The organism is Coxiella-like endosymbiont (assembly GCF_024730665.1).
In the GTDB taxonomy this organism is placed as follows: Bacteria; Pseudomonadota; Gammaproteobacteria; order Coxiellales; family Coxiellaceae; genus Coxiella.
The window spans coordinates 314,852-339,279 of sequence record NZ_CP084737.1 but is presented as its reverse complement, the minus strand read 5'-3'; the positions used below and the strand labels follow the sequence as shown (position 1 = coordinate 339,279).

Here is a 24,428-nt window from a genome sequence, read left to right as displayed (position 1 = left end):
ATTAAAACTTTTGCCATCCACAAACCAGAAGATAAATAGTAAACCAATACTGTAATTCACATATTTAATATTGCTTTCTTCTGGATTTCTAAAAAGTTAGCTTTTAAAGCTAAATCAGAAATATGATTGCAAACACACGGAATACATTGATTTGAATGATGATAATTTGTTTGTTATCTTTCTTATCTTTACTTTAATTACATTTAATTTGTATTCTTTGTCTTCAATTAACAATAAGGTTTACTGTTAATGACTAAAAAGCTAGAAACTTGATTTTTTATTTATTGATGCCTTTATCAGCTAAGTATCGAGCTATTACTAAATGGTTTGTCGCAGCTTATTCGCTTAAACAATCATAAAGAAATTTTACACAAATACTAATTTTGGTTTTTATTCTTTTGAAGTTTAGGGTTTCTAAATTAATGGGCATGAAAACGGTATACATGTAATGTCGTCTCTTTTTATTTCTCAGCAGGGAAAATGATCCTAGAAATAAGATTACAAGCATTAATTGGCTACCAACAAACATCGAGAAAGTAGGGCTAATCGATGCTCGAAAAATCTATAATTTAGACCAAGGATTCGTAATTAACATTTGATAAGATATCAGTAGTGTTCTTTACAAAATAACTATACAACTTTTATATGGAAGGCTGTTATCATGAAAAGTTAGCTTGAGTTTAATTATAATGACTATTAATGAAGAGAATTTTATATGGCTTGATCTTGAAATGACAGGACTTGATCCTATTCGAGACCGTATTTTAGAAATTGCAACAATTGTGACTAATAGTAATCTCGATATCCTTGCCGAAGGACCGGTGTTTGCCATTCATCAGCCAAACGAAGTTTTAGAAGCGATGGATAATTGGAATACTTTTCATCATACCGCTTCGGGTTTAATTGAGCGTGTCAAAACTATTAGCGTAACTGAAATGAAAGCAGAAATTGAAACCCTGGCTTTTCTGAAGAACTACTTACCAAAAGGAAAATCTCCTCTTTGCGGTAATTCTGTTTATCAAGATCGACAATTTTTGCACCGCTACATGCCTACACTTGACCAGTTCTTCCATTATCGCCATCTCGATGTTTCTACCTTAAAAATCCTAGCCCAACGCTGGGCTCCTCAAATCATGAGCGGTCTTATCAAAGAATCACAACATCTTGCTTTGCAAGACATCCGTGATTCTATCGAAGAACTTCGATATTACCGTGATTACTTGTTGAAGTAGACATTTCACCCATAAATCGATATGATTACTCCAACTTTTCAATCAAAGGATAGGTATAATGGGATTTCTTATCAGCGTTATTCTAGCATACCTTATTGCTTCCTTTCTTTTTCCGTTATCATTGCAAAACTGATGCGTGTTCCAGATCCACGGACAGTGGGTTCGGGTAATGCTGGAGCTAACAACGTATTGCGACTCGTAGGAAAACCGGCCGCTATTTACGTTTTGCTGGCTGATGGGTTAAAAGGGCTCGTTGCTGTTCTTATTGGTCGGTTTTTTCATGTTCATGGAACGAGTCTGGCTTTTGTAGGAATTGTCGCTGTCATTGGTCATATTTTCCCTATATACTTTGATTTCAGAGGTGGCAAAGGCGTTGCTACGATGATGGGAGCTTTAGTCGGTTTGTCATTCTGTGTAGGGTTATTTACTATTTTAGTTTGGTTCATAGTTGCATATTTCACGTGCTACGCTTCTGTCGCCGCTCTTTTATCTGCTGTCGCCGCTCCAATTTTTATGATGGTTGGTGCTCATACAGATTACTTTTTTCCAGTTTTGTTGATGGCGGTTTTAATTATCTGGAAGCACTGGACAAACATTCAGAGACTTTGTCAAGGTACAGAAAGCAAAATTGATCTTTGTAGACGTTAAAACCCTTCGGTCTTGCTTGTGTCAAAAATTTTCCTACAGTTACTGAGAGACAAACGGTGCGAAATAAGGTCATAGGCTCTTTAGTCTCATCTACAATCTACAATAGTGAGTGAATCAATCGGCCACCTGGCTCGAACGTGAATCACATTATCTTCTTTTTCCCCGGCATTTAGGCGTAACCAACCTGTGTAAGCAATCATTGCACCGTTATCAGTACAAAACTCCTGGCGTGGATAATATACTTCTCCAGCATGGCTGGTCATGATCTCGTTGAGTCGCTGACGTAATTTTTTATTGGCTGCTACACCACCAACCAAAACTAATGTATTTATTTTCGTTTTCTTAACAGCACGCAAACATTTTTGAGCCAAGGTATCTACCACAGCATCTTCAAAGGCACGCGCAATATCTACTCGTGTTTGCTGATCACCGCCATGCTGTCTAAGACATTGGACAGCATGTGTTTTTAAACCACTAAAACTAAAATTGAGATGCGGTTTGTTGACCATAGGTCTCGGGAAATAGAAACGAGTAGGATTACCTTTTTCAGCTAATTTCGCTAACGCAGGGCCGCCTGGATAAGGTAGACCTAATAATTTTGCCGTTTTATCAAATACTTCTCCCACTGCATCATCTATACTTTCACCCAACAGCTTGTAGCAACCTAGCTTTTTCACTAGCACCAACAATGTGTGCCCACCGGAAACTAGCAAAGCAATAAATGGATAATCAGGCGCCTTTTTTTCTAATTGTACTGCCATCAAATGTGCTTCCATGTGATGTACTCCCACTACGGGGACTTGCAACGCATAGGCTAAACTTTTCGCCACCGATGCTCCAACCATCAAAGCACCAATCAACCCAGGACCTTTCGTGTAAGCGATGCCATTAACATCTTTCTTAGATAATCGCGCATCGGTAAGAATTTTTCCAATTAAAGGCAAAGTCTTCCGAATATGATCACGAGAGGCAAGCTCAGGAACGACACCCCCATATTCCGTATGAACCGCTTGGCTATAAACCTCATGCACGAGCAGACCCTCTTGCCCGTCATAAAGAGCTACAGCGGTTTCATCACAGGAGGTTTCGATTCCTAAAATAGCCAATTTATTCTTTGATTTATCCTTTATTTCTTGTAACGTCAAACCCTTCCCTTCACAATATGTCATCTGAACAATATGACATCTTCCAGAACTGATATCTTTAGAACCAGTTATTATGTTTCAAGATTATGACCCCGGTAATATGGAAATTTAATCTTCCATATAAATCTCTTGTTGTTACCTATACGGTTACTAGGGCTCAGATAAGCCCTAATGCCATCACCATCTCCCGCTCTTTCCGCAGCTCATCCAACGTCTTTAGCAATTTCTGTTGGCCAAATTCATTGTGTTGAATATTTTCGACGATTTTAACAACATCATTCTCCGTGCGACAAGGGAATGAGAAAATTAAACCTTCATCCACGTCATACTGACCTCGCGAGCATAAGGCCACTGAATAGATGTCATCCACTGGCGTCGTATTAATTAAGCTCCATACACTATCAATCACAGCATTGGCTGCAGAAGCTGCTGAAGAAGCACCTCTAGCTTTAATCACAGCAGTACCGCGTTGTTGAACTAAGGGAATAAAATTTTCCGTCAACCAGTTTTTATCACGAATGACATGAGGAATTAGTCGACCGTTTATTGTCGCATGATAAAAATCAGGATATTGCGTTGAAGAATGATTGCCCCAAATAATCATGTTCTTTATATCAGTCACATTAGCGCCAGATTTAAGTGCTAGCTGGGCAATTGAGCGGTTTTGATCAAGGCGCGTCATGGCATAGAACCGATTATTTGGAATATGAGGTGCATTATTCATAGTAATTAGGCAATTAGTATTACAGGGATTACCGACAACAAGCACACGCACATCACTCGCTGCATTCTCATTCAGCGCATTACCTTGCTCTACAAAAATAACACCATTCTTTTCTAACAAATCTTTACGCTCCATCTTAGCCTTACGTGGAACAGAACCCACTAAAAGAGCCCAATTCACGTCTGAGAATGCAATGTACGGATCAGAAGTAACTATGATATTGCGTAACAAGGGGAAAGCACAATCCTCTAATTCCATTACGATCCCTTTCAAATGAGGTAGAACAGGCTCAATCTCCAGTAAATGTAAATCAAGGGTTGTTTCTACTCCAAAAGCTTGCCCTGAAGCTAAACGGGGTAATAACGCATAACCAATTTGTCCTGCTGCTCCAGTTAATACAACTTTGATATGCTTGGTCACTAGGCTCTCCTTCTTTTTTCTACTCATTATTAAATGATTTTTGTTTTGTTAGGTAAGATCGCCAGTCGCAACAAAGAAAAGATAGGATTGGGACAATCAGACGCTTGTGCATTATATTCCGTATTTAAATCACCACCACCAGGCAATCTTGTTGCTACTCCGCTTCATTGTCCACGTCGCCTCCACTCCACTAAAAATAAAGCAGCAACACTGCGCGCTTCGTGAAATTCAGGATGGACCAATAATTCATCTAGGTTAGAAAGTTTCCACGGGACAATTTCGAGAGGTTCAGGCTCATCACCATAGGCTGTTTCCCTATAGAGATCTCGAGCAACAATAATGTGCATCATCGAATGCAAATAACCTGGAGAAGCACTATAACAAGCAATCATTGACATATCACGTGCACCATACCCTACTTCTTCTTTTAATTCGCGCTCGGCGGTAATTAAAATATCTTCCTTATTTTCCATAGCTCCTTTTGGGAAGCCCAGCACATAATCTCCTATTCCAGTGCCATATTCGCGCACTAACAATACTGTTTCTTCATTTAAAAATGGAACAATCATCACAGAACCATACCTTCGTCCAGAGATTCGCTCAAAACGACGCTCCTGTCCATTGGAAAAGCGCAAATGAAACTCTCTAATATCAAACAAACGACTTTGAGCCACTACGGTTTCGTTGAGAATCAAGGGTTTTTTATTCATAATCCCACTACCAACCGCCTGTCATTTCCTGAGAAAGCAAAATCTTACAGAGAATAATTTACATTCGCATTCCTTTAAAATTTTGTCATCTCGTTTATTCCCCTTAGTATATATATCCACAGTCCCGCATTTGAAAATTGCCTTATTTAGATTTGCATTCCCTTGCACAGCATAGCAATCTCCCAGAAGAAAGGATATTAAACACTCATTGATAATTTGAAACAACGACTATCTTCGGTCAATGAGTGTTTTATTTTATTTCCATCGACAGTAGGCACTCCCAGTTTATGTTCTGCAACGGCTGATCAAAAAATATTTCGAGTTATTAAAAATAGCTTTTCTTTAAGAAAACAATATTGAAATTAATTGAAATTATGTTGGAAGAAAATTCTTTAGCTGTTTCGGACTAGGAGAGCAATTTCAGGGTATCGTGAAGTAGGTATTAATCGTTTATCCAGAACATACAAATTTTCAGTATGATCAATAAAAACGTCTTATTCACATAACTGCTATTATAAAAACATATTTTTCAATCAGCAAAATGTCTTAGTTCTGATAATATCAACATTTATTTGATGTTTAGTTTACGTACTCAAATTATCAAAGATGCGCTTCATGATTTTTATAAATAGCCATTCATTTATCGATTTAGTTGTCTCTTGTAGTATCAACTAACTCTGGAGACAAACACTTGCTTTTAAAACTCTAATTATCAAGACGGATAATAGAATTCGAGAAATGCAGGCCGCACAGTAATTATTACATCATACGGTTGTGATAATCATTTTTAGACAAAACGTTATAGCAAAACAATAGGAGTGTAGTTGAAACTGATACCTAATTGTAATCCATTTTGGAAAAGTATTACTAAGAAGGAACAGATACGGCTATGTTACCCACCACGACCGATTTATAGTACTCTACACCAACAAATCAAGCGGAATTAAACTAAACTTTTGACCCATCATGCTTAATGGTGTTAGAAGGGCATCTGCTCGCGAAAGGTGAAAAATATATCATAATTTCCCTTTCAGAAATGACTACTATCACAATATCTCGTGTACCTTTGCACTCACTATACGGTCAGCGAAAAACGATTTTTATCCTAAGAATGGTAAGTGAATCACAGATATTGCTCTAACTAAGGTTTACTAAGCGATAAAATGCCATCCAACCAAGATAAAACTTTCATGCTGATTAATATTGGCAAAACTGGCAATATCTGCACAAGAAAGGCAGAAGATAACTATTGAATTATGAGGATGAGAGTTGTGTAATCCAACCAACAATGAATCAGTTATTGATCATAAGAAATTAATCCATCGGATAAATAACAACATTGATGTATAGGCTATACTAGAAAATGGAAAATACAAGAGCAGGGAGTACAACAACCTGTCTCATTAAATTTGTTCGGCACTAATCTGATATACTATTCCACTCTGAAACCTAAAAGCAAATAAAAACAGATTGATTTTTATCAATGGGCGATCAAGACTTCCTTGTGTTTTTCATACCGTTCCATAATAACCATAATAATCAAAATCCTATTTTACGGTTGTATCAAACTTTTTAGTTTGACGAATTTGTTTATATTGAAGCCTTTTTTTAGAAGGGAGTTTTCCGCCGTATTAGGATTTCTCATACTCCTTCACATATCTAAAATAACTTTCAATCCAATAAAGTATTGTGCTGTTTATATCAGCTGTTTACATTTTAATAGTATCAACGAATTAGAATATTCATCTTTTCAGGTTCTTTTAGTAAGTTAATCGAAATGAAAACTTTTATCTATTCTTCTATGTTGATAGACCTGTAAGAACATTTATCCGGTTTCCTTCAATTTTTGAAAAGTGGGACTTGTTTACTATCAAAAATGAATTTCATACTGTTATACTTCACTTATTTCAAAAACGTGAGTCAGGTAATGCAATTAGACATTTGGTTGAATCTGTACTTCTCTTGCTAAACCATTGGAAGAGCATTATCAAAATAGCTGTGCTTGTTATTAAGCAATCAAACATAAATTCATTTTCTATAGTTTCTAGAACTTGAAAATAAGTATGAACATTGGTTAAACCTAACAAAGATTCAATGGCTTGCTAATACAATATACTTGTTCTCGTTTTTTGACGGTCGTCCGTCTCTCCAATCCGATACAATGTACTTAGCTCATAATATTTGCAAATATCTACATCTAAAATATAAGTAGGAGATATAAGCAAGAGAATAACTTCTAGTGGAATAATATCAATGTATGAATAATTCAGTTCTAAAATATCGAGCGCAGTTTTGATAAGAGGAATATCGTCTATCAGACCGAAATAATTTTGTAAAAAGACGGAGAACTTGAGAACGATGATAGAAGAGATTAGAAATAATATAACCGATTTTTCAGGATCAGTGACTCATTGAGCGTGCGCTTTCCGTGCCATAGTTTAAATTTCATGTTTTTGGTCCTTTAAATGATGCGACAAATGCTCTGCGATTTTTCTTCCATCTCGCTTTTAAGAGAGAAGAAAAATAACTGACGCGAACTTCTACGTTTCCGTTTTCGCCAGAGTAGTGATAGGGGTAGTGCTTTCTAAATACTGCCAAAAATTGTCGAACCGACGGCACTAATTCATCGAAACCTAGTAGAATGAACTGTTGGCAATTTTAAATAAGGAATAAGATTCCAATCGTTTTGGTAATTTAGGCTGCTTATTCAGCGATGTTCTTTTAATTGGGTAGATTGCACCCCATTGAATAAAATGCTGTACTTCGCTATTTGTTTCCTTTTCTAAATCTTTCAGTTCTGACTAAATTTGCTACTTTGTTAGAAAATAGAATAATTTCTTTCCATAGCAGGTATTCTTGGAAATCACTTAGCAGAATTTCAGAAGCTTGATGACAATGCTACCAACACTGAGAAATCCATCCATTTAATGTGGCAGAACAGAGGGAATGAATTCTCTTTTGGTTGGATTTAACTTCGTATTGTGATACTGCTACTAAAGGTGATTGCAGAACGTTTACTTGCCGTGAGTGCAGGCAGTAATGTCTTGACTTAGTGTGGACAACAACTCACAAGTGCATTGTAGTTAATTTCCATTGAAGTTTCTCAAAATTTGGCAAGGTTGCTCACAGGTCTAACTGATAATAAAACACAGTGCCAAATCGTTTTAAAAAATATACCAAAGTCTTATAAAAATTTTTAACTTATTGAATTTATTTTATTAATTTTATTTGCTTATTTTATTCTCAATCTGTATCTGTGGTTATGATATCAATAGATTAAAAGCCATTCTGACAAAATACCCACAAAGTTATCCACAGAAATTGTGCATAACAGGCAAGGTCAGCATTTATGATGGGTATTACTGGAAAAAATATAAAAATCTAATCCATAACTCAGCCCTTTATTCATCTTTACTTTTAATACTTAGATGTAATATCTTATAAAAGAATCTGATATTATGCATTTTATGATGGATTCGCAATCAATACTGATCACAGGATTTTCCACACTCATTATGCTCAGCATAGGCGTATTATACATTGGTATTAAACGACAACACTACATTTATCGAGCTATCGACCAAAAAATACTACTTATACAGGATCGTCTAGAGCAATTAAATGAACAGCGTCATTTTATGCAAGCACTAATTAATCAACAACAAAAAGAACAAAACGAGCAAAGACAACGGTTTGATGCACACCAAATAAAAAGTCTAAAATTGATTCAAGACAGTTTATTGCAAGGCATGAAAAGCGTACGTGAGCAAGTAAATACAGCGTTAGTTAATCATACTGAAAATCTTGGTAAACGGGTGGATAAATTAACTGATGAAACTCAACAACGACTCAGGGAAATTAGCGGCCAAGTAGATCGTAAATTGACAGAAGGATTTGAAAAAACAACAGCAACTTTTACCGATGTAGTTAAACGATTAACGATTATCGACGAGGCTCAGAAGAAAATCACGGAATTATCTAGCAATGTCGTTAGTTTACAAGAAGTACTAGCTGATAAACGCTCTCGTGGTGCTTTTGGTGAAGTGCAATTAAATAATTTAATTCAGAATATGTTGCCAAAATCGCATTACGCTATCCAACACACACTAACTAATAGTAAACGATGCGACTGCATTTTATTTTTGCCAGAACCGACTGGGAATATTGTCATTGATGCAAAATTTCCGCTTGAAAATTATCAACAACTCCATAACGACTCTATATCAAATAATGAGCGCCTTCAGGCAGAAAAACAATTTCGGCTAGATATACGCAAACATATTCAAGACATTGCTGATAAATACATTATTCCCGGTGAAACTACTGACGGTGCGGTCATGTTTATTCCTGCAGAAGCAGTCTTTGCGGAAATCCACAGCAATTATCCTGAATTAGTCGAAATGGCTCATAAATCTCGTGTTTGGTTAGTATCCCCCACCACAATGATGGCTATTCTTACTACAGCACGAGCCGTTCTTAAAGATGCAGCAACACGAAAACAAATACACATTATTCAAGAGCATTTAATTATGCTAGGGAAAGATTTCGATCGTTTTCAAAAAAGAATGGGCAACTTGTCTAAACATATTGATTTAGTCCATGAAGATGTCACCCAAGTCCATAAATCTTCGCAAAAAATTACAGGGCGCTTTAATAAAATTGAAAAAGTAGAACTAGATGGGCAAGACAATGAGTCCTCTTTGCTTGAATAAAAAAGCCAGGCAAGAATGTCTGGCTTTTTCGATAAAATAATTTTTAACTTTTATCTGTGGTGGGTACGCTTGCAATGATATTTATAATGGTGGGAACAACCCAGCTTTATACTTGGTCCCGCTTGATAAGCAGGAGAACTTGAAGGGATCGGCTGCCGTGGAGCACACCCACCCAACACAACTGCTGCAGCAAGAGCCGAAGCGACAACAATACCTTTTTTGCTCATAATTTTAGATCCTTATGAAGATTAAATGAATAAGCCACTCAAAAATTCTAAGGTGATTCCCGAGGAAATGCAAGTGAACTTTTATAAGTTACCACCTATATAAAGCCGCGATATGGTTTAGGAAAACTAAAAATCGCACATTTAATTTGGTGGGCTATTTTTGTCCAATAGAGAAATAATTCACTCCATACGAAAGAATTATAAGTATCCCATAAGATTATCTTTCCATATTGGAAATCCTTATTTTGTCACGCTGTCCGCTAAATCAAATAGCTCACGAATCGCTACAAATAATATAGCAAAGTCTTTTTTCTGCACTGCGCATGGCTGCTGAAATATTTTGCCAACGCTGGATCATTGGTTCATGTTCAGCAAACCACTCATTAATCTTGCCTGGAATACTTCGCGCTTTCGTATCTAACAACACACGTACAGTCAACTCACGCTGGAGCCAATCTAAATCCCCTTTGTAACCTGCTCTCGCTAAAACAGCCCAGCGGTCACTCACTGGATAAGTATTAATTTTTTCACGAAACCAGAATAAATCCAGTCGGTCCACCAACATAAAATAAATTTTCGCTACCCGAAACACTTCTTCGTGGTAGGTGGTTGCTGCTTCAATAATATTAAGCGCATGGAAAAGAGGCGGCATACCAGCAATACGGAACGCTAATTCCGAAGGGACACATTGCTCTATTAAGGCTTTCTGCTGGTCATCCATGACTTTTTTATCAGCACCTAATAGTAATTTAGGCAAGCGGGAACAAATCGCAGCAACATGGTCTGAAAAATGATTGATAGTAACCGCAATATCTAACTCACCACGACGATACCGTAGCAGCCAACGCGACGCCCGCCGGATTAAACGAATCGCTTCCACATTAATTTTATAGTGGACTTTAATATCTACTCTATAATCTAACGCATCAACATTTGTCAATAATTCTTCCATTTGAAATATTTTCATTGCTGTAATAAAAGCACGCATAATTGACGGTATAGAAACCCCTAATTCATCCTGCATTTGATAGAGGAATGGGATACCCATCATCGAAATTAATCGATTACTGAGTTGTGTAGCAATAATTTCTTTCGCTAGATAATGTGCTTTCATTTGGCTGCTAAATCGACGACGCAAAGGTGTTGGAAACACATCTTCTACGTATCGTGATAAATAAGGATCTTCAACTAATCCTGAAGCTTTGATTTGAGATTTTAGAATAATCTTGCTATAAGCCAATAATACACTCAATTCAGGTCGAGTTAATCCTAAACCTGCTGCACGACGTTCAAGCAGTGTCTTATCATCTGGCAAAAATTCCAAGTCCCGATTAATTTTTCTCTCCTGATCCAGTATGTCAAGAAAACGCTTATTCAACTCGAAATCGCGTACGGATAAATAGGAAGCTAAACTAAGCGCTTTATTCTGAAAATAATTGTCTTGCAGTACCAATTTCGCCACTTCATCTGTCATGCTCGCTAGCAATTCATTACGCTGCTTTTCTGTCATATTTCCCTGAGCAACAACGTAATTGAGTAAAATTTTGATATTGACTTCATGATCAGAACAATCCACACCGGCAGAATTATCAATAAAGTCTGTGTTAATTTTTCCACCATTCAATTCATATTCGATCCGACCTAGTTGTGTGACCCCTAAATTTCCTCCTTCGCAAATAACACGTGAACGAACATTTTTTGCGTTCACTCTTAAATTATCATTGCTGCGATCACCAACATCACTATTTTTTTCTAGACTGGACTTAATATAGGTGCCAATACCACCATTCCAGATCATATCCACAGGCGCTTTTAAAATAGTGCGAATTAATTCATTCGGGACTATCACATTTTTTTCAATTCGCAACAATTTTTTAACTTCAGGAGAGAGTGGAATAGCTTTAACCATTCGCGAATAAACACCCCCACCTTTGGATAATAACGTTCGATCATAATCATCCCAACTGGATCGTAGTAAATTAAATAATCGTAATCGTTCTTTATAACTCGTCAACGGTACGGGATCTGGGTCCAGGAAAATATGTCGATGATCAAAGGCAGCAACCAATTTTATCTGACGCGAAAGTAGCATACCGTTTCCAAAAACATCTCCACTCATATCACCAACACCAACGACTGTTATTTCTGTCTTATCTAAATTGATTCCTAAATCCTGAAAATGTCGCCTTGCTGCTACCCAAGCACCGCGTGCTGTAATACCCATTTTCTTATGGTCGTAACCCGTAGAACCTCCGGAAGCAAACGCATCACCCATCCAATAACCTTTTTCAATAGCAACATCATTCGCTATATCCGAAAATGTGGATGTCCCTTTATCCGCTGCTACTACTAAATAAGGGTCAGATCCGTCATAACAAATGGTGCTTTTAGGTGGAATAATTTGACCATCTTTTAAATTATCGGTTAGATCCAATAAACCACCGATAAAATTTCGATAACAAAAGAGTCCTTCCTGCATTATTTCATCACGATATGCATCCAGCGATAGTCGTTTAGGTAAAAACCCGCCTTTTGCACCAGCAGGAACAATAATTGAATTTTTAACTTGTTGAGCTTTCATTAAGCCTAATATTTCTGTACGATAATCTTCCCGTCTATCTGACCAACGAATACCGCCTCGCGCTACTTTAGCAGCTCGCAAATGCACACCTTCAAAGCGAGGTGAATAAACGAATATTTCATATCTTGGTAATGGTAAAGGCATGTCCGGAATTTTTGAAGGATCGAGCTTGAATGAAAGATAAGGCTTCGGATTGTTTTCTTGATCCACTTGAAAATAATTAGTACGCAACGTAGCATGAATTAACGTTAAATATCGTCTTAAAATACGATCTTGGTCGAGAACAACGACTGAATCCAGTTCTTTTTGAATTTTCTCTTCGATTTCCTCAGCTTCTTCTTTCGTTATCGGTGCCCGTTTTGGATCAAAATAACATTTGAATAATTCAATAAGTAGTCGCGCTACTTCTGGGTTATCAACCAACGCGTCAGCAATATAGCCTTCACTAAAGGTAAAGCCTATTTGGCGAAAATATTTGGTATATGAGCGAAAAACAGAAATTTCTCGCCAGGTTAGTCCCGCTTCTAAAACTAATCGATTTAAACTATCATTTTCTGCGATGCCCAACCAGATTTTTTCATAAGCCTCTTGAAAAAGAGTTTTAACAGTTTCAATTTCAAATTCAAACTTAGGCTCCTTAGCATAATTCATTAAAAAATCATTAATCCAAATTTTACGTCCATTAAGAAAAGTTAATTCATACGGTTGTTCACCGATAATCCGCAAACCCATATTTTCCAACATAGGTAGAGCATCAGATAAAGGAACTGTGAAATCAGGATGAAATAATTTAAATCTAATGACGTTTTTCCCAACCCCATGTGGACGATAAATACTCATACCTAGTTGACTTGATTGAGACAATTTTTCGATATGTTCTACGTCATAAACTGCTTGTTGAGGAAGAAATTCCTCTCGATAACCTGAGGAAAAGGCATACTGGTAACGGCTAAAAATATCATTCCCAAATTCTTCGCCAAAATGTTTAATTGCATATTTATAAAATTCATCCTGCCAGGATTCACCAACTTTAATGATTTTTTTTTCTAATTCCTGAATATCATATTCCAGTAAACGCCGAGGATTAATGCGAATGACGAAGTGAATGCGAGCCAATATAGATTCTGAAAAATAAGTCGTAAAATTTACATCCGAACCATTAAATGTTTTAACTAAAATATCCTGCATGCGCTTCACCAGATCCGTCGTAAAATTGTCACGCGGCACATAAACTAGACATGACATAAAACGACCGTAAGCATCTTTACGAATAAATAAACGAATTCGGCGACGCTCTTGTAAATGCAATATTCCCATCGCCCAATCGAACAATTCATCTGTAGTCGCATGAAATAAATCATCACGAGGCAGTGTTGCAAGAATATGTTGCATATCTTTACATCCATGACTCTTAGCAGGCAATTTTGAACGTTTTAAAACAGATTCTACCTTGAGGCGAATAATCGGGATAACGCGAGGATCAGAGCGATAAACATCGGAAGTATAAAGACCAATAAAGCGGCGCTCGCCAATTAATTGCCCTTTTTCTTTAAAACGTTTAACGCCAATACAATCGGTGTAAGCTGGCAGATGAACTGTCGATATCGTGTTGGTTTTTAACATAATCAATATTTGATCAGTCGACAACGCCATTTTACGTGCAGCTTTTGGTAAATCAGCATACTGATACTGTCGCAACATTTTGCTATGGGCATGATCGCGTAAAACACCTAATCCGGAACTAGGTATTAAACGCAATGCCTGCTCTTTTCCTTCACCCACCATTTCATAATCACGAAATCCTAAAAAATAAAATGATCATTAATCAACCAATTTAAAAATTCTTTTGTCTCTTTAATTTCATCCGGCTGCTGCAGCATTTTTTCGGGATTTAATTCAGTAATAGCCTCATATACACGGCCTTGCATTAAACCCCAATCTTCAACAGCAACACGTACATCCCTTAAAACACGACAAATATTGCGTTGAATATTCGCTAATATTTTAGGATCTGTCTGGCGATCAATTTCTATATGAATAGGAGCTTCTTCAATCATGCCTTCCTTGTGATATTCGGTGTGATAAGTCAAAACATCATCAATTTGATATTTTTTATTACGACAAACTTTAATGCCGCCAATATGAATCATTAAATGTGTCGTTAAACCAAGGCGGTTGATTTCCATACGGATAGAATCGACTAAAAATGGCATATCAGCTATAATAAGTTGAGCAATGGTGTGTGTGGATTGCCAACCATCTCGTTCATACTGAGGATTGAAAACGTGAATTTTTACTTCGGATGGTTTGCGCTGCAGCATTAATTCCCATTGTGAAATAACAGCGCCGTATAAATCAGGAATAGAACGCTCCTGAATATCCTCCAGCGCCATTGGAGCGTAAAAAAGCCGAATAAATTTAGTCACTAACGTGACTTTTTCATCAGACAATTGCTCTTTTGCATAAGCAACAACCTTCTCAATCATTCCCTCCACTGAGACGGAAAAACGGTTCTGTGCCACAATATGATACTCCTATCACAACCGGAAAAACGCTTCTCAAGAGTATAATGCTCTCCTAAGAAAAGTGCTTACATTTAAAGAAAAATTAAACTATTGTATAATAAGAGCTTATTAACATTGCATTCTATCATGCGAAACACATAATGAACAAACCCGGACAGAATTTTTAGAAAAGCGACTAATAATCGTCATACAACCGGCGCCAGAAGCAATTGGTAAAAATATCGGCTTTAAATCCGTTGATTCCAAAAACCCCTCAAAAAATTAAAGTCAAAAACCCAATTGGATACCTACCAAAAAAACCAATCATTTCATTTTATCAGTCATCAACAACGATCTATAGGGTTTACGAAAAAGTCCGTGACGAGTTTTTGAACGTTTTTTAAATTTTTAATATTATTGGCAACTACACTATCGGCAGTAGCGGCTTAGAATTAAGCATTGTTGCTGAATTGTACAACATAGACATTGCTCTTAAAAACTCAGAAAATTAATGGATGGGGATTGCGTAATATTCTCTCATCTATAATCAATCAGCTTGCGAGGGCCAGGGCCATCGATAATAGTAGGCCCGTAAGGGTGGGAGATGATAAATAGCCATTATCTGGGAATGTATGATTGAATTTACTACTAAAAAATAGCCATGAATTCTGCAGGGATCGTACTTGCTATTCTTCAGCCAACAGAGCGCGATAAATTTTTGGGTTTGCTCGAAGAGAGTATTTATGATTAAGAATAAACAAAATTTGCTTTGATATTAGTTTTCGTTTTCGTCTTTGATCAGATCTCCAAGTAATTCAGGATGTAGTCGATAAAACAATGAAATTCTGAAATTAACTAACCATCGGGTTATCTTATTTTGTGGAACAACTTCTTTGGGATAAAAGCTTTAAAGATAAAGGTAAACGATTCCATCACGATAGCTTTAGAGAAGTTATAGTGAGTGTTGGTTGCCAGAATAGTATGAAAGGACGGCAAATTAATGTTAGGATGCCCTACATAGCAGACTAAGAGCTAGTAGTTATGGCCTTTTGCAACGGGAAAAAGGGGCTGTTCTGTGTAGTTACTGTTCGAAAAGACGCACAAGTTTGGTTACGGTTATCACTAGTCATCTGGACGTTATATCTTTTGACGTGAAGTTGATTGCGGTCGTTGCAAAGACTGACATAGAATCAAGCAAAAGAGGATAAAATAAATGTTTGGTGGAAGCCTGGTTGCTATCGTCACCCCGATGAGATCTGATGGTGAAATCGATTATAAGAGTTTTAAAAAGCTGATAGAATGGCACCTCCACAATAATACCGAGGGCCTTGTTGTATTAGGCACAACTGGTGAATCTCCAACTATTGCTCCTGATGAACGAATAAAAATTATTCGACAAGTTGTCGACCAAGTTAACGGAAAAATTCCGGTCATTGTTGGAACTGGAACGTGTTCAACCACTCATAGTATTGAGTTAACACAACAGGCCATGAGATTAGGTGCTGACGCCGCTTTGTTAGTAGTGCCTTACTACAATAAACCTACTCAAGAAGGTCTTTTTCAACATTTTAAATCAATCGCAGAGGCTGTACCCGTTCCTCAGATACTTTACAATGTGCCCTCAAGAACCATTTCTGATCTTTTACCTGAAACGATACTCCGTTTAGCAAGATATCCGAATATTGTGGGAGTTAAGGAAGCGAGTGGTGATATAGAACGAGTTACCCAGTTATTGCAAGCTACACATCAGCTGGATTTATTGAGCGGAGACGATAGTACGGCAACGGATTTCATGTTAGCAGGAGGTAAGGGAGTGATTTCGGTGATCGCTAATATTGTGCCAAAAAGGTCTTACTTGTGGTGTGCTGCGGCAGTTTCAGGTAATATTGAGCTGGCAAGGAAGTATGACAATGAATTATTACCTTTGTATAATTCGTTGTTTATTGAATCTAATCCAATTCCCACGAAATGGGCGTTGTTTAAAATGGGCATGATATCTGTAGGTATTCGTTTGCCTTTAGTACCACTGAGTCAGAGATATCATGATGGTGTCCGACAAGCTTTGCGACAAGTAGGAATTGAAATTTAGGAGAGGGAAGGGGGATAATGAGTATGCGATATTTAACGATGAGTCTAGCAGCAGCCATGATGACAATTTTTTTTGTTGGTTGTGCCAAACAGAATATGAGTTATATTGCTCACGCTCACACTATTCATTCTATCGTTGTGCCAGTGGGTACAAAAGTAAAAACGAGTAAAAATTATTATCCAGTGCCCAATAATATCCATTCAATTAAAAGACCTAATTCACTGGTTCCGCCCGGTAGCAACTTGCAACGATTTGATAATCAAAGTCAATTACAATCTTCAAAAACCATAAAAATCATTAAAGAGAAAAAATGTTGCGTTAAAGTAGGGTGTTCGTTAAATGCTTTACCAAAATAAACGATGAGTGCCATCATGGTGTTATCAAAGCAAAAACTTTTCTACAGCGGTAAAGTTAAATCTATGTATGAAACGGATGATCCTGAATTTTTAATCATGGAATTTCGAGATGACATAACAGCGCTTGATGGTGAAAAACATAAAAAATTAGTAAGCAAGGGAATGATCAATAATCAAATTAACGCCTATATTATGTATGTGTTGAAAGAGGCTGGTATTCCAACACATTTTGAAAGTATGATTTCACCTTGTACAGCTATAGTGCGACGACTCAAAATGATACCCCTGGAGTGCGTAGTCCGAAATATTTCAGCAGGAAGTTTATGTCGTCGTTTGGGTATTGAAAATGGACTCCGATTAAATTCACCATTATATGAGTTATTTTTGAAGAATGATGCTTTGCATGATCCCATGATTAATGAAAATCATGCATTAAGTTTTGGCTGGGCAAAGCAAGCTCATCTTGATCACATGAACGTGCTGTCCTCAAAGATTAACAACGTTCTTCTTTCTTTATTTTCAAACGCTGGTTTGATTTTAGTGGATGCCAAATATGAATTTGGCACCAGCAATGGAGAAGTCTATTTAGGTGATGAAATTAGTCCTGATTCCTGTCGCATTTGGGATATTAAAACAAAAGAGTCTCTTGATAAGGACCGTTTTCGGAAAGATCTTGGTCGAGTCGTCGAGTCCTACGAGGAAATCGCGCATCGTTTGAAGATTCCTTTCTAGTAATATCTGTTTAGTATCAGTGGGTTGATGGGCAACCTTAGGTTGCCCATAGTTTGGATTAAACTCTACACTTATGGTAATCTCTTAAATCATCGGTCTATACAATGACTTCACTCGGAGAGATACCGAAGCGGCCATACCGGCGCCGACTCGAAATCGGCTGGGGTCTTTTTATGGCCTACGCGGGTTCGAATCCCGCTCTCTCCGTCAGCGTCCTTTTAAATTGCCCCAGAACGAATTTTCAGGTGGAAAATGTTTTTAAATTTATCTCATTCGGTAAATTTAAGTTCAAGTGGAATGGAAACCTGATAGGGATTAAATCTTAAGTCCAGTAGGTCTTATGCCTACAGTTGATGGTTTGATAGAACCATTTGAGTGGGTTGCGCCTGAAAATTGGAAAAATTGGTTTTTTAGGTAATAAACTGACGAAATATTCCATTGATATCAATGTTTTTTTCTATGATAAGGCCTGGAAAAGTAGGATATTATTGTTAAAGTAGAATTTATCTCTTAATGATAATAATTCGGATTCATTGTTATAATACGAACTTTTTAGGATAAGAAATAATTTAGCGTTTCACACAGGTTTTAGTTAAAAGTGAGTAGCGCGATCCAAGGTGATGGAAATAGGAGTCCGTAGATTTATTCTAAAAATTAGTGATTCTGGCGGCGGAATTGTAGCGAGCTATTCGTGCAGTGTACATACTAATTGAAAAACTAGTCGTTAAAACGATATAGCATTAGTTAAGTTAGCGATGCAATAATATTATATTAAAGTGATTGAAAAATAAAAAATATAAATTTACTCTTTATGGGTCTTATAATTATGCATCTTAAAAAATCATTTTTCTGGGAGCATCGGCTTTTATGGGTTCGAGATAGGAATGGATTTATCAAGCTTAACTAGAAAGGTAAGTAATTTTTCATTCTATACAAAGCACGATCGAATCTTTTAACAGTAAGGGTAAGGCAGGTATAAAGGAGGATTAAATTTAAGACGTTTAAAACCCCATGTAGTATTTTGGATTTTGATTACCTAACTGCTGCGATGAAAAGTGAATTCACAAGAATCTTAAGGATTCGTAACGGAAAGCAGTAACTTTGCTATTGAGCGTGCTGTTTTAATGTGTCGTTAACCTTATCTAAAAATCATATAACTCCAACAACTGCAAGTCATTTATTTAAAGAAACATAGATGTTTCTATTGTTGGTGAAAAGTGTTCCGGTTTTAAGCGTTCTGGTTTTAAAGGTATAGTAAATCAGTATTAGTGTAAGAAATGGACGCAATATAGTAATTCAAATATGAATTTAAGAATGAAAACTTCATCTAGGTGTGTTGGATTTCTTGGTCGTCTGAAGCAGAATAGCATTAGTTGTAATATTTTCTAATTCTTCGATGAGTGTTAGATCACTATTTAGTGGGGGTAGCCAATAAAGAGTATCCCCCAACGGACGAAGTAAAGCGCCCTGATTAATGGCTTCCTGATAAATTTCATAGCTTAGACGAGGACGAGTGAGGTCAGGGATTAAGTCAGCAGCAGCTACAGCACCAATCCCTCTTACATTGGTTAATTGACCGGTTTTTTGTGCAACTGCGTTCATTTTTTCAAGCATTGCTTTACCAAGAAGAATAGCTTTTTCACAAATATTTTCTTCACGAATAATATTTAATGTTTCAAGAGCAATACTTGCTGCCAATGCATTACCGGAGTAAGTATGAGAATGCAGAAATGCTTTTCCTGTTTGATAATCATCATAGAAAACGTGATACATTTCGTTATGCGTAAGTACAGCGCTAAAAGGTACCCAACCTGAAGTAAGCCCTTTTGAGAGGCAAATAAAGTCAGGAATAATTTTAGCGTGCTCACAGGCTAGCATTTTTCCTGTTCGGCCAATGCCGGTCATGATTTCGTCGGCAATTAAATGAATATGATGAACCTTGGCCCATTGGGATAGATGTGCTAGAAAATTCTGACTGTAAATTTTCATGCCACCAGCACCTTGAACGATTGGTTCAACGAGTATGGCTGTTGCAGTCTCAGCATAAGGCTCTAAAGAGCGCTCAACAATTCTCCATTGGCTCGAGCAATCCTCCCATTGAGGATCTTGAGTGTTTAGTACGTAAGGAATTGGTGTAATAAAATAGGGCTCGAATAGCATTGCCGTGTAAGGCGCGCGATACAGACCCACACAGCTTACACTTAAAGCACCCGCAGTTTCTCCATGATAACCATTTTTTAAAGCGATAAATTTCGTTCGTTGCTGTTCGCCTTTAATGATTCTTGAATGCAAGCTCATTTTCATGGCAATTTCAATGGCACAAGAGCCATCGCCCGCATAAAATACTTTGTTTAAACCTTTCATTAATGAGGCTAATCGTTGTGATAATTCAACGATAATTTGATTGGTAGTATTAGAAAATATGACGTGTTCAAAATTTTCCATTTGCTGTTGTAACGCTTTTTGTAACCTTGGATGACCATGACCCAATGATTTACACCACCAACTGGAAATAGCATCAATAACTTTTTTCTCATTGGCGAGTTCGATATAACTCCCAGCAGCTCTTTTAACAACAAGGGGATTAAATTGTTCGTAATCTTTCATTTGAGAGCAAGGATGCCAGATATGTTGTGAATCTAAATTTAGTAATTTTTTCATGAGTTATTAATCTTAAATTTTTCAATAGTTGACTTGTAGAGGAGACTATCATAGACTGCCTAAACTTAAAAGTAACATGAATCCCGTGAAAATCACCCGGGAGAGTTTTTAGAAGGATTACCTTATGAAAAAAGATTGGAGTCAAGAGTCGATCACTAAATTGTTTGAACTACCTCTCTTTGAACTTATCTTCAAGGCGTACACAGTTCACCGAATAAATTTTGAAATAACTGAGATGGAGTTTTGTACGCTTTCGAGTATTAAAACAGGCACGTGTCCTGAAGATTGTGCCTATTGTACGCAGAGTGGGCATTATCAAACGGAGGTTAAGCGGGAAAGATTAATTGATCTTGAAACTGTTCTTGAGCAAGCCAAAGCGGCTAGGAAAGGAGGTGCGAAACGCTTTTGTATGGGTGCTGCTTGGCGAAGCCCACCGAAAGGTGATTTTCCAAAGGTGCTTGAAATGATCAAAGCTGTCAAATCTCTGGGATTGGAGACTTGTGTGACATTGGGGATGCTCAATAAAGAACAAGCGAAGCACTTAAAGGAAGCAGGTCTGGATTTTTATAATCATAACTTAGATACTTCTCCTGAGTTTTATAAAAAAATTATCACTACTAGAACTTACCAAGATCGTGTTGATACGTTGAAGAATGTCAAGGAAGCAGGTATTAATGTCTGTTGCGGTGGAATTTTAGGAATGGGAGAAACACGAGAAGATAGGATCGCATTACTAATGCAGTTGTATCAATTACCTGAGCCCCCGACGAGCATACCCATTAATCAACTTATTCCCATGAAAGGAACACCATTAGAGAATACAAAACTTTTAGACTCCTTTGAGTTTGTCAAAACCATTGCGGTGACGCGGCTTATGTTTCCTCACTCAATGATTCGTCTGTCTGCAGGTAGGGAAGAAATGAGTGATGAATTTCAAGCTTGGTGTTTCATGGCCGGTGCAAATTCCATTTTCTGTGGAGATAAGTTATTAACTGCAAAAAATCCGGAGCGGGGTCGGGATTTTAATTTATTAAGTCGATTGGGATTTAAAACGCCTATATCGATGGCAGTCTAACAAAGATGATATGTTGGCGAAGATTAGAAATAAATTAGAACAATATACTCAACGTCAACTTCTACGAAGACGGATAGCTATCAGTGAACGAGGAGATAACTGGGTTAAGATTGACGGTAGGTCTTGTGTAAATTTCTGCAGTAACGATTATTTAGGTTTAGCCAATCATCCGGCAATAAAAGGGGCATTGATTGAAGGTATTCAGAAGTATGGTGCAGGTAGTGGTTCTTCTACGTTAATTTCTGGTTACTTTGAGCCGCAGCAACGGCTGGAGGAAAAATTTGCTGAATTTTTAAATCGCGATCGAGCTGTTTTCTTTAGTTCAGGGTATATGGCAAATCTGGGTGTTATGACCTCGTTATTAGATCGAGGAAGTATTGTTGTTTCAGATAGACTATGCCATGCATCTTTGTTAGATGCGATTCAGCTTTCTAAAGCGAAACATTATCGCTATAGACATAATGATCTTGCTCATTTTAAGTTTTTATTACATTCGAAAAGGCCAAATTTTATAGTGACGGAAGGCAATTTCAGTATGGAAGGTGACCTCGCATTACTGCCGCCGATAATTGAATTACTTAGCTTTTCTTCCGTAATACTGATTATCGATGATGCCCATGGTATTGGTGTGTTGGGTAACAACGGAGGAGGTATCAGTGATTACTGGGGACTAAGTCAAACAGAAGTCCCCTGTTTGATCGCTCCTTTGGGAAAGGCTTTTGGCTGTGTTGGTGCTATAGTTTCTGGTCATAGAGATCTGATGGAAGCTATTTTACAGTTTTCAAGGACTTATCGGAATACTACCGCTTTGCCGCCTGCCATTTCTTTCGCTGCTTTAAAATCGCTCGAAATCATTCAAACAGAAAATTGGCGTCGGGATCAGCTTAACGAAATTATACAATTTTTTATTCTTCAAGGTCATGAAAAAGGACTTAAACTTATTTCTTCCGAAACGACGCCTATTAAATGTTTGCTTGTTGCTGATAATAAGAGAACGCAAATTATACAACAAAAAATGATTGAAAAAGGTTTTTTTGTTTCTTGTATACGTCCACCCAGCGTACCTGAAAAAACTGCTAGAATCCGAATTTCTTTAAATTGCTTTCATACCAAAGAACAGATTAGTCAACTGGTTGACCAGCTTGCTTTATTGCTATGTTAAAAAAACCATTAATATTATTTATTTCTGGTTGGGGATTTAAAGCAAGTCTACTAAAAGAAAGTTCCTGTTATTTCAATGAATTTACTTTAATTGATCTGCCACATTTAAATGAATTAAAACTTGATTTAATTGTAAGGCATTTATCAATGAATCTAGCTGATGGCAGTATTATAGTAGGATGGTCTTTGGGTGGTTTAGTAGCTATTCAATTGGCTTCACTTTTTCCTGAAAAAGTCAGAAAACTAATTTTATTATCAAGTTCGCCACGGTTTTTGCAAGATAAAGGATGGAAGGGTATCAGAAGAAATGAAGCTATTAAATTTCTTAATCTTGCAAAAAGTAATATCAAGTGTTTATTCGACTACTTTTTATTTCTAGTTAATTATCCCAATACTATAGCTCATTATAAGACATTGTTAATTAACAACTTGATTGATTGGCAGACAAATAAAAATTACCTCATAAGATATTTAGAAATTTTATTTAGGGCAGATATCAGAGAATTATATAAATCTATCAAAGTCCCCATACTTCATCTTATTGGAGAAAAAGACCCGATTGTTCAGTTTAATTCTGAAGAGCTTATTCGCCTTAATGACCGTACGAAAGTCCATTTAATTTCAAAAGGGGGACATATAATTTTTCTTTCTCATGGAAAGGAATGCAAAGAACAATTAACTCGGTTTATAAACAATGATTAATGATATAAAAGTGAGAATTCAGAGATCTTTCAATAGAGCATCAGATACTTATGATGAATATAGTTTTATTCAGCGCGAAGTTTGTAAAAATTTGTTAAAGCAATTAAAGAATTTAAATTTCCGACACGATGTTATTGCTGATTTTGCCTGCGGTACCGGTATTAGCACGCGGGAAATTATTAATGTATTTTCTTGCAAAACACTTTATGCTATCGACTTTTGTGACGAGCTCTTGGAGAAGGCTAAAAATAAAAAATTAGGCTCGAAAGTTATTTTTATTTTAGCTGATTTTGATGACGTCGTTTTTTTAAAAAATTCTTTTCAATTGCTTATATGTAATATGGGATTTCAATGGGCGTTAGATTTAAAACATACGCTAACAACATTGTTGTTACAGTTGTCAGATTTTGGTGTTATGGCATTTTCAATGCCTTTGCAAGGTACTTTTAACGAGCTTAAAAATACTTATCGAAATTACTTTTTGGATTCACAATCTATTGTAGATTTATTAGAAGAAATTGGTTTTGAAATTTTTTCTTTCCAGGAAGAAAATTTTATTGAGATATTTAATACACCAATAGAGACGATTCGTTCTATTAAAAATATAGGCGCCAATTGTTTGATTCATCGAAAGAGCGGAGAGGGGTTGCCCTCAGTGCGTCTAATAAAAAATACCCAACTAACTTATCGAATTGGATTCTTTATTGTAAAGAAATCGTCGTCTAATTGTTGAGTGAGTTAAGTCATTT

At 36.8% G+C, this 24,428-nt stretch carries 14 protein-coding genes, 1 tRNA gene and 2 pseudogenes; 11 read left to right on the top strand and 6 right to left on the bottom strand.

What is annotated here, in order from left to right:
• Positions 1-689 precede the first annotated feature (689 nt).
• Together orn and plsY are read left to right on the top strand one after the other, a co-directional pair.
• Complete coding sequence (gene orn, locus LG660_RS01465; RefSeq protein ID WP_258267595.1) at positions 690-1,232, top strand: oligoribonuclease; 543 nt, start codon at positions 690-692, stop codon at positions 1,230-1,232.
• 58 nt (positions 1,233-1,290) lie between these two features.
• A pseudogene (gene plsY, locus LG660_RS01460) lies at positions 1,291-1,880 on the top strand (glycerol-3-phosphate 1-O-acyltransferase PlsY).
• 86 nt (positions 1,881-1,966) lie between these two features.
• On the opposite strand, the gene tsaD reads toward plsY, so the two are convergent.
• From tsaD to nudE, 3 genes are all read right to left on the bottom strand, one after another.
• The gene (tsaD, locus tag LG660_RS01455; protein ID WP_258267705.1) at positions 1,967-2,986 is read right to left on the bottom strand and encodes a tRNA (adenosine(37)-N6)-threonylcarbamoyltransferase complex transferase subunit TsaD; all 1,020 of its coding nucleotides are present in this window, start codon (positions 2,984-2,986) and stop codon (positions 1,967-1,969) included.
• A 196-nt stretch (positions 2,987-3,182) separates the two neighbouring features.
• Entirely contained in the window at positions 3,183-4,169 is a 987-nt protein-coding gene (locus LG660_RS01450) for a malate dehydrogenase (RefSeq protein WP_258267594.1), read from the bottom strand.
• Positions 4,170-4,333: 164 nt separating this feature from the next.
• A complete protein-coding gene (nudE, locus tag LG660_RS01445; RefSeq protein ID WP_258267593.1) occupies positions 4,334-4,879 on the bottom strand; it encodes an ADP compounds hydrolase NudE in 546 nt (181 codons plus the stop codon).
• Between the two features lie 3,470 nt (positions 4,880-8,349).
• Here nudE and LG660_RS01440 point away from each other — a divergent pair.
• Positions 8,350-9,591 (top strand): DNA recombination protein RmuC, encoded by a 1,242-nt coding sequence (locus LG660_RS01440; RefSeq protein ID WP_258267704.1) that lies wholly within the window; start codon positions 8,350-8,352, stop codon positions 9,589-9,591.
• A 50-nt stretch (positions 9,592-9,641) separates the two neighbouring features.
• On the opposite strand, the gene LG660_RS01435 is transcribed toward LG660_RS01440, so the two are convergent.
• Both LG660_RS01435 and LG660_RS01430 read right to left on the bottom strand, forming a co-directional pair.
• Positions 9,642-9,818: a hypothetical protein gene (locus LG660_RS01435; RefSeq protein ID WP_258267592.1), complete on the bottom strand. Its 177-nt coding sequence runs from the start codon at positions 9,816-9,818 to the stop codon at positions 9,642-9,644.
• A gap of 240 nt (positions 9,819-10,058) precedes the next feature.
• Positions 10,059-14,885 (bottom strand): annotated as a pseudogene (locus LG660_RS01430) (NAD-glutamate dehydrogenase).
• Positions 14,886-16,116: 1,231 nt separating this feature from the next.
• On the opposite strand from LG660_RS01430, the gene dapA reads away from it, so the two are divergent.
• The 4 genes from dapA (at position 16,117) to LG660_RS01410 (ending at position 18,287) form a co-directional block, all read left to right on the top strand.
• Positions 16,117-16,992: a 4-hydroxy-tetrahydrodipicolinate synthase gene (dapA, locus tag LG660_RS01425; RefSeq protein WP_258267591.1), complete on the top strand. Its 876-nt coding sequence runs from the start codon at positions 16,117-16,119 to the stop codon at positions 16,990-16,992.
• Positions 16,993-17,015: 23 nt separating this feature from the next.
• Complete coding sequence (locus LG660_RS01420; protein WP_258267590.1) at positions 17,016-17,348, top strand: hypothetical protein; 333 nt, start codon at positions 17,016-17,018, stop codon at positions 17,346-17,348.
• A 12-nt stretch (positions 17,349-17,360) separates the two neighbouring features.
• A complete protein-coding gene (gene purC / locus LG660_RS01415) occupies positions 17,361-18,080 on the top strand; it encodes a phosphoribosylaminoimidazolesuccinocarboxamide synthase (RefSeq protein ID WP_258267703.1) in 720 nt (239 codons plus the stop codon).
• 116 nt (positions 18,081-18,196) lie between these two features.
• Positions 18,197-18,287 (top strand) — tRNA-Ser (locus LG660_RS01410).
• Positions 18,288-19,403: 1,116 nt separating this feature from the next.
• Here the strand turns inward: LG660_RS01410 and bioA are convergent.
• On the bottom strand, positions 19,404-20,741 hold the full coding sequence (gene bioA, locus LG660_RS01405; RefSeq protein WP_258267589.1) for an adenosylmethionine--8-amino-7-oxononanoate transaminase: 1,338 nt from the start codon (positions 20,739-20,741) through the stop codon (positions 19,404-19,406).
• A gap of 124 nt (positions 20,742-20,865) precedes the next feature.
• Between bioA and bioB the strand changes: the two genes are divergently transcribed.
• Genes bioB through LG660_RS01385 form a run of 4 tightly spaced genes read left to right on the top strand, consistent with a single transcriptional unit; the run spans position 20,866 to position 24,412 of the window.
• Positions 20,866-21,816 carry a biotin synthase BioB gene (gene bioB, locus LG660_RS01400; protein ID WP_258267588.1) on the top strand — a complete coding sequence of 317 codons (951 nt, stop codon included), beginning with the start codon at positions 20,866-20,868 and terminating at the stop codon, positions 21,814-21,816.
• 10 nt (positions 21,817-21,826) lie between these two features.
• Positions 21,827-22,978, top strand: a complete 1,152-nt coding sequence (locus tag LG660_RS01395) for an aminotransferase class I/II-fold pyridoxal phosphate-dependent enzyme (protein ID WP_258267587.1) — start codon at positions 21,827-21,829, stop codon at positions 22,976-22,978.
• Complete coding sequence (locus LG660_RS01390) at positions 22,972-23,679, top strand: alpha/beta fold hydrolase (protein WP_258267586.1); 708 nt, start codon at positions 22,972-22,974, stop codon at positions 23,677-23,679. The genes LG660_RS01395 and LG660_RS01390 overlap by 7 nt, the downstream gene beginning before the upstream one ends.
• A complete protein-coding gene (locus LG660_RS01385) occupies positions 23,672-24,412 on the top strand; it encodes a methyltransferase domain-containing protein (protein WP_258267585.1) in 741 nt (246 codons plus the stop codon). Before LG660_RS01390 ends, LG660_RS01385 begins: the two co-directional genes overlap by 8 nt.
• Positions 24,413-24,428: the final 16 nt, after the last annotated feature.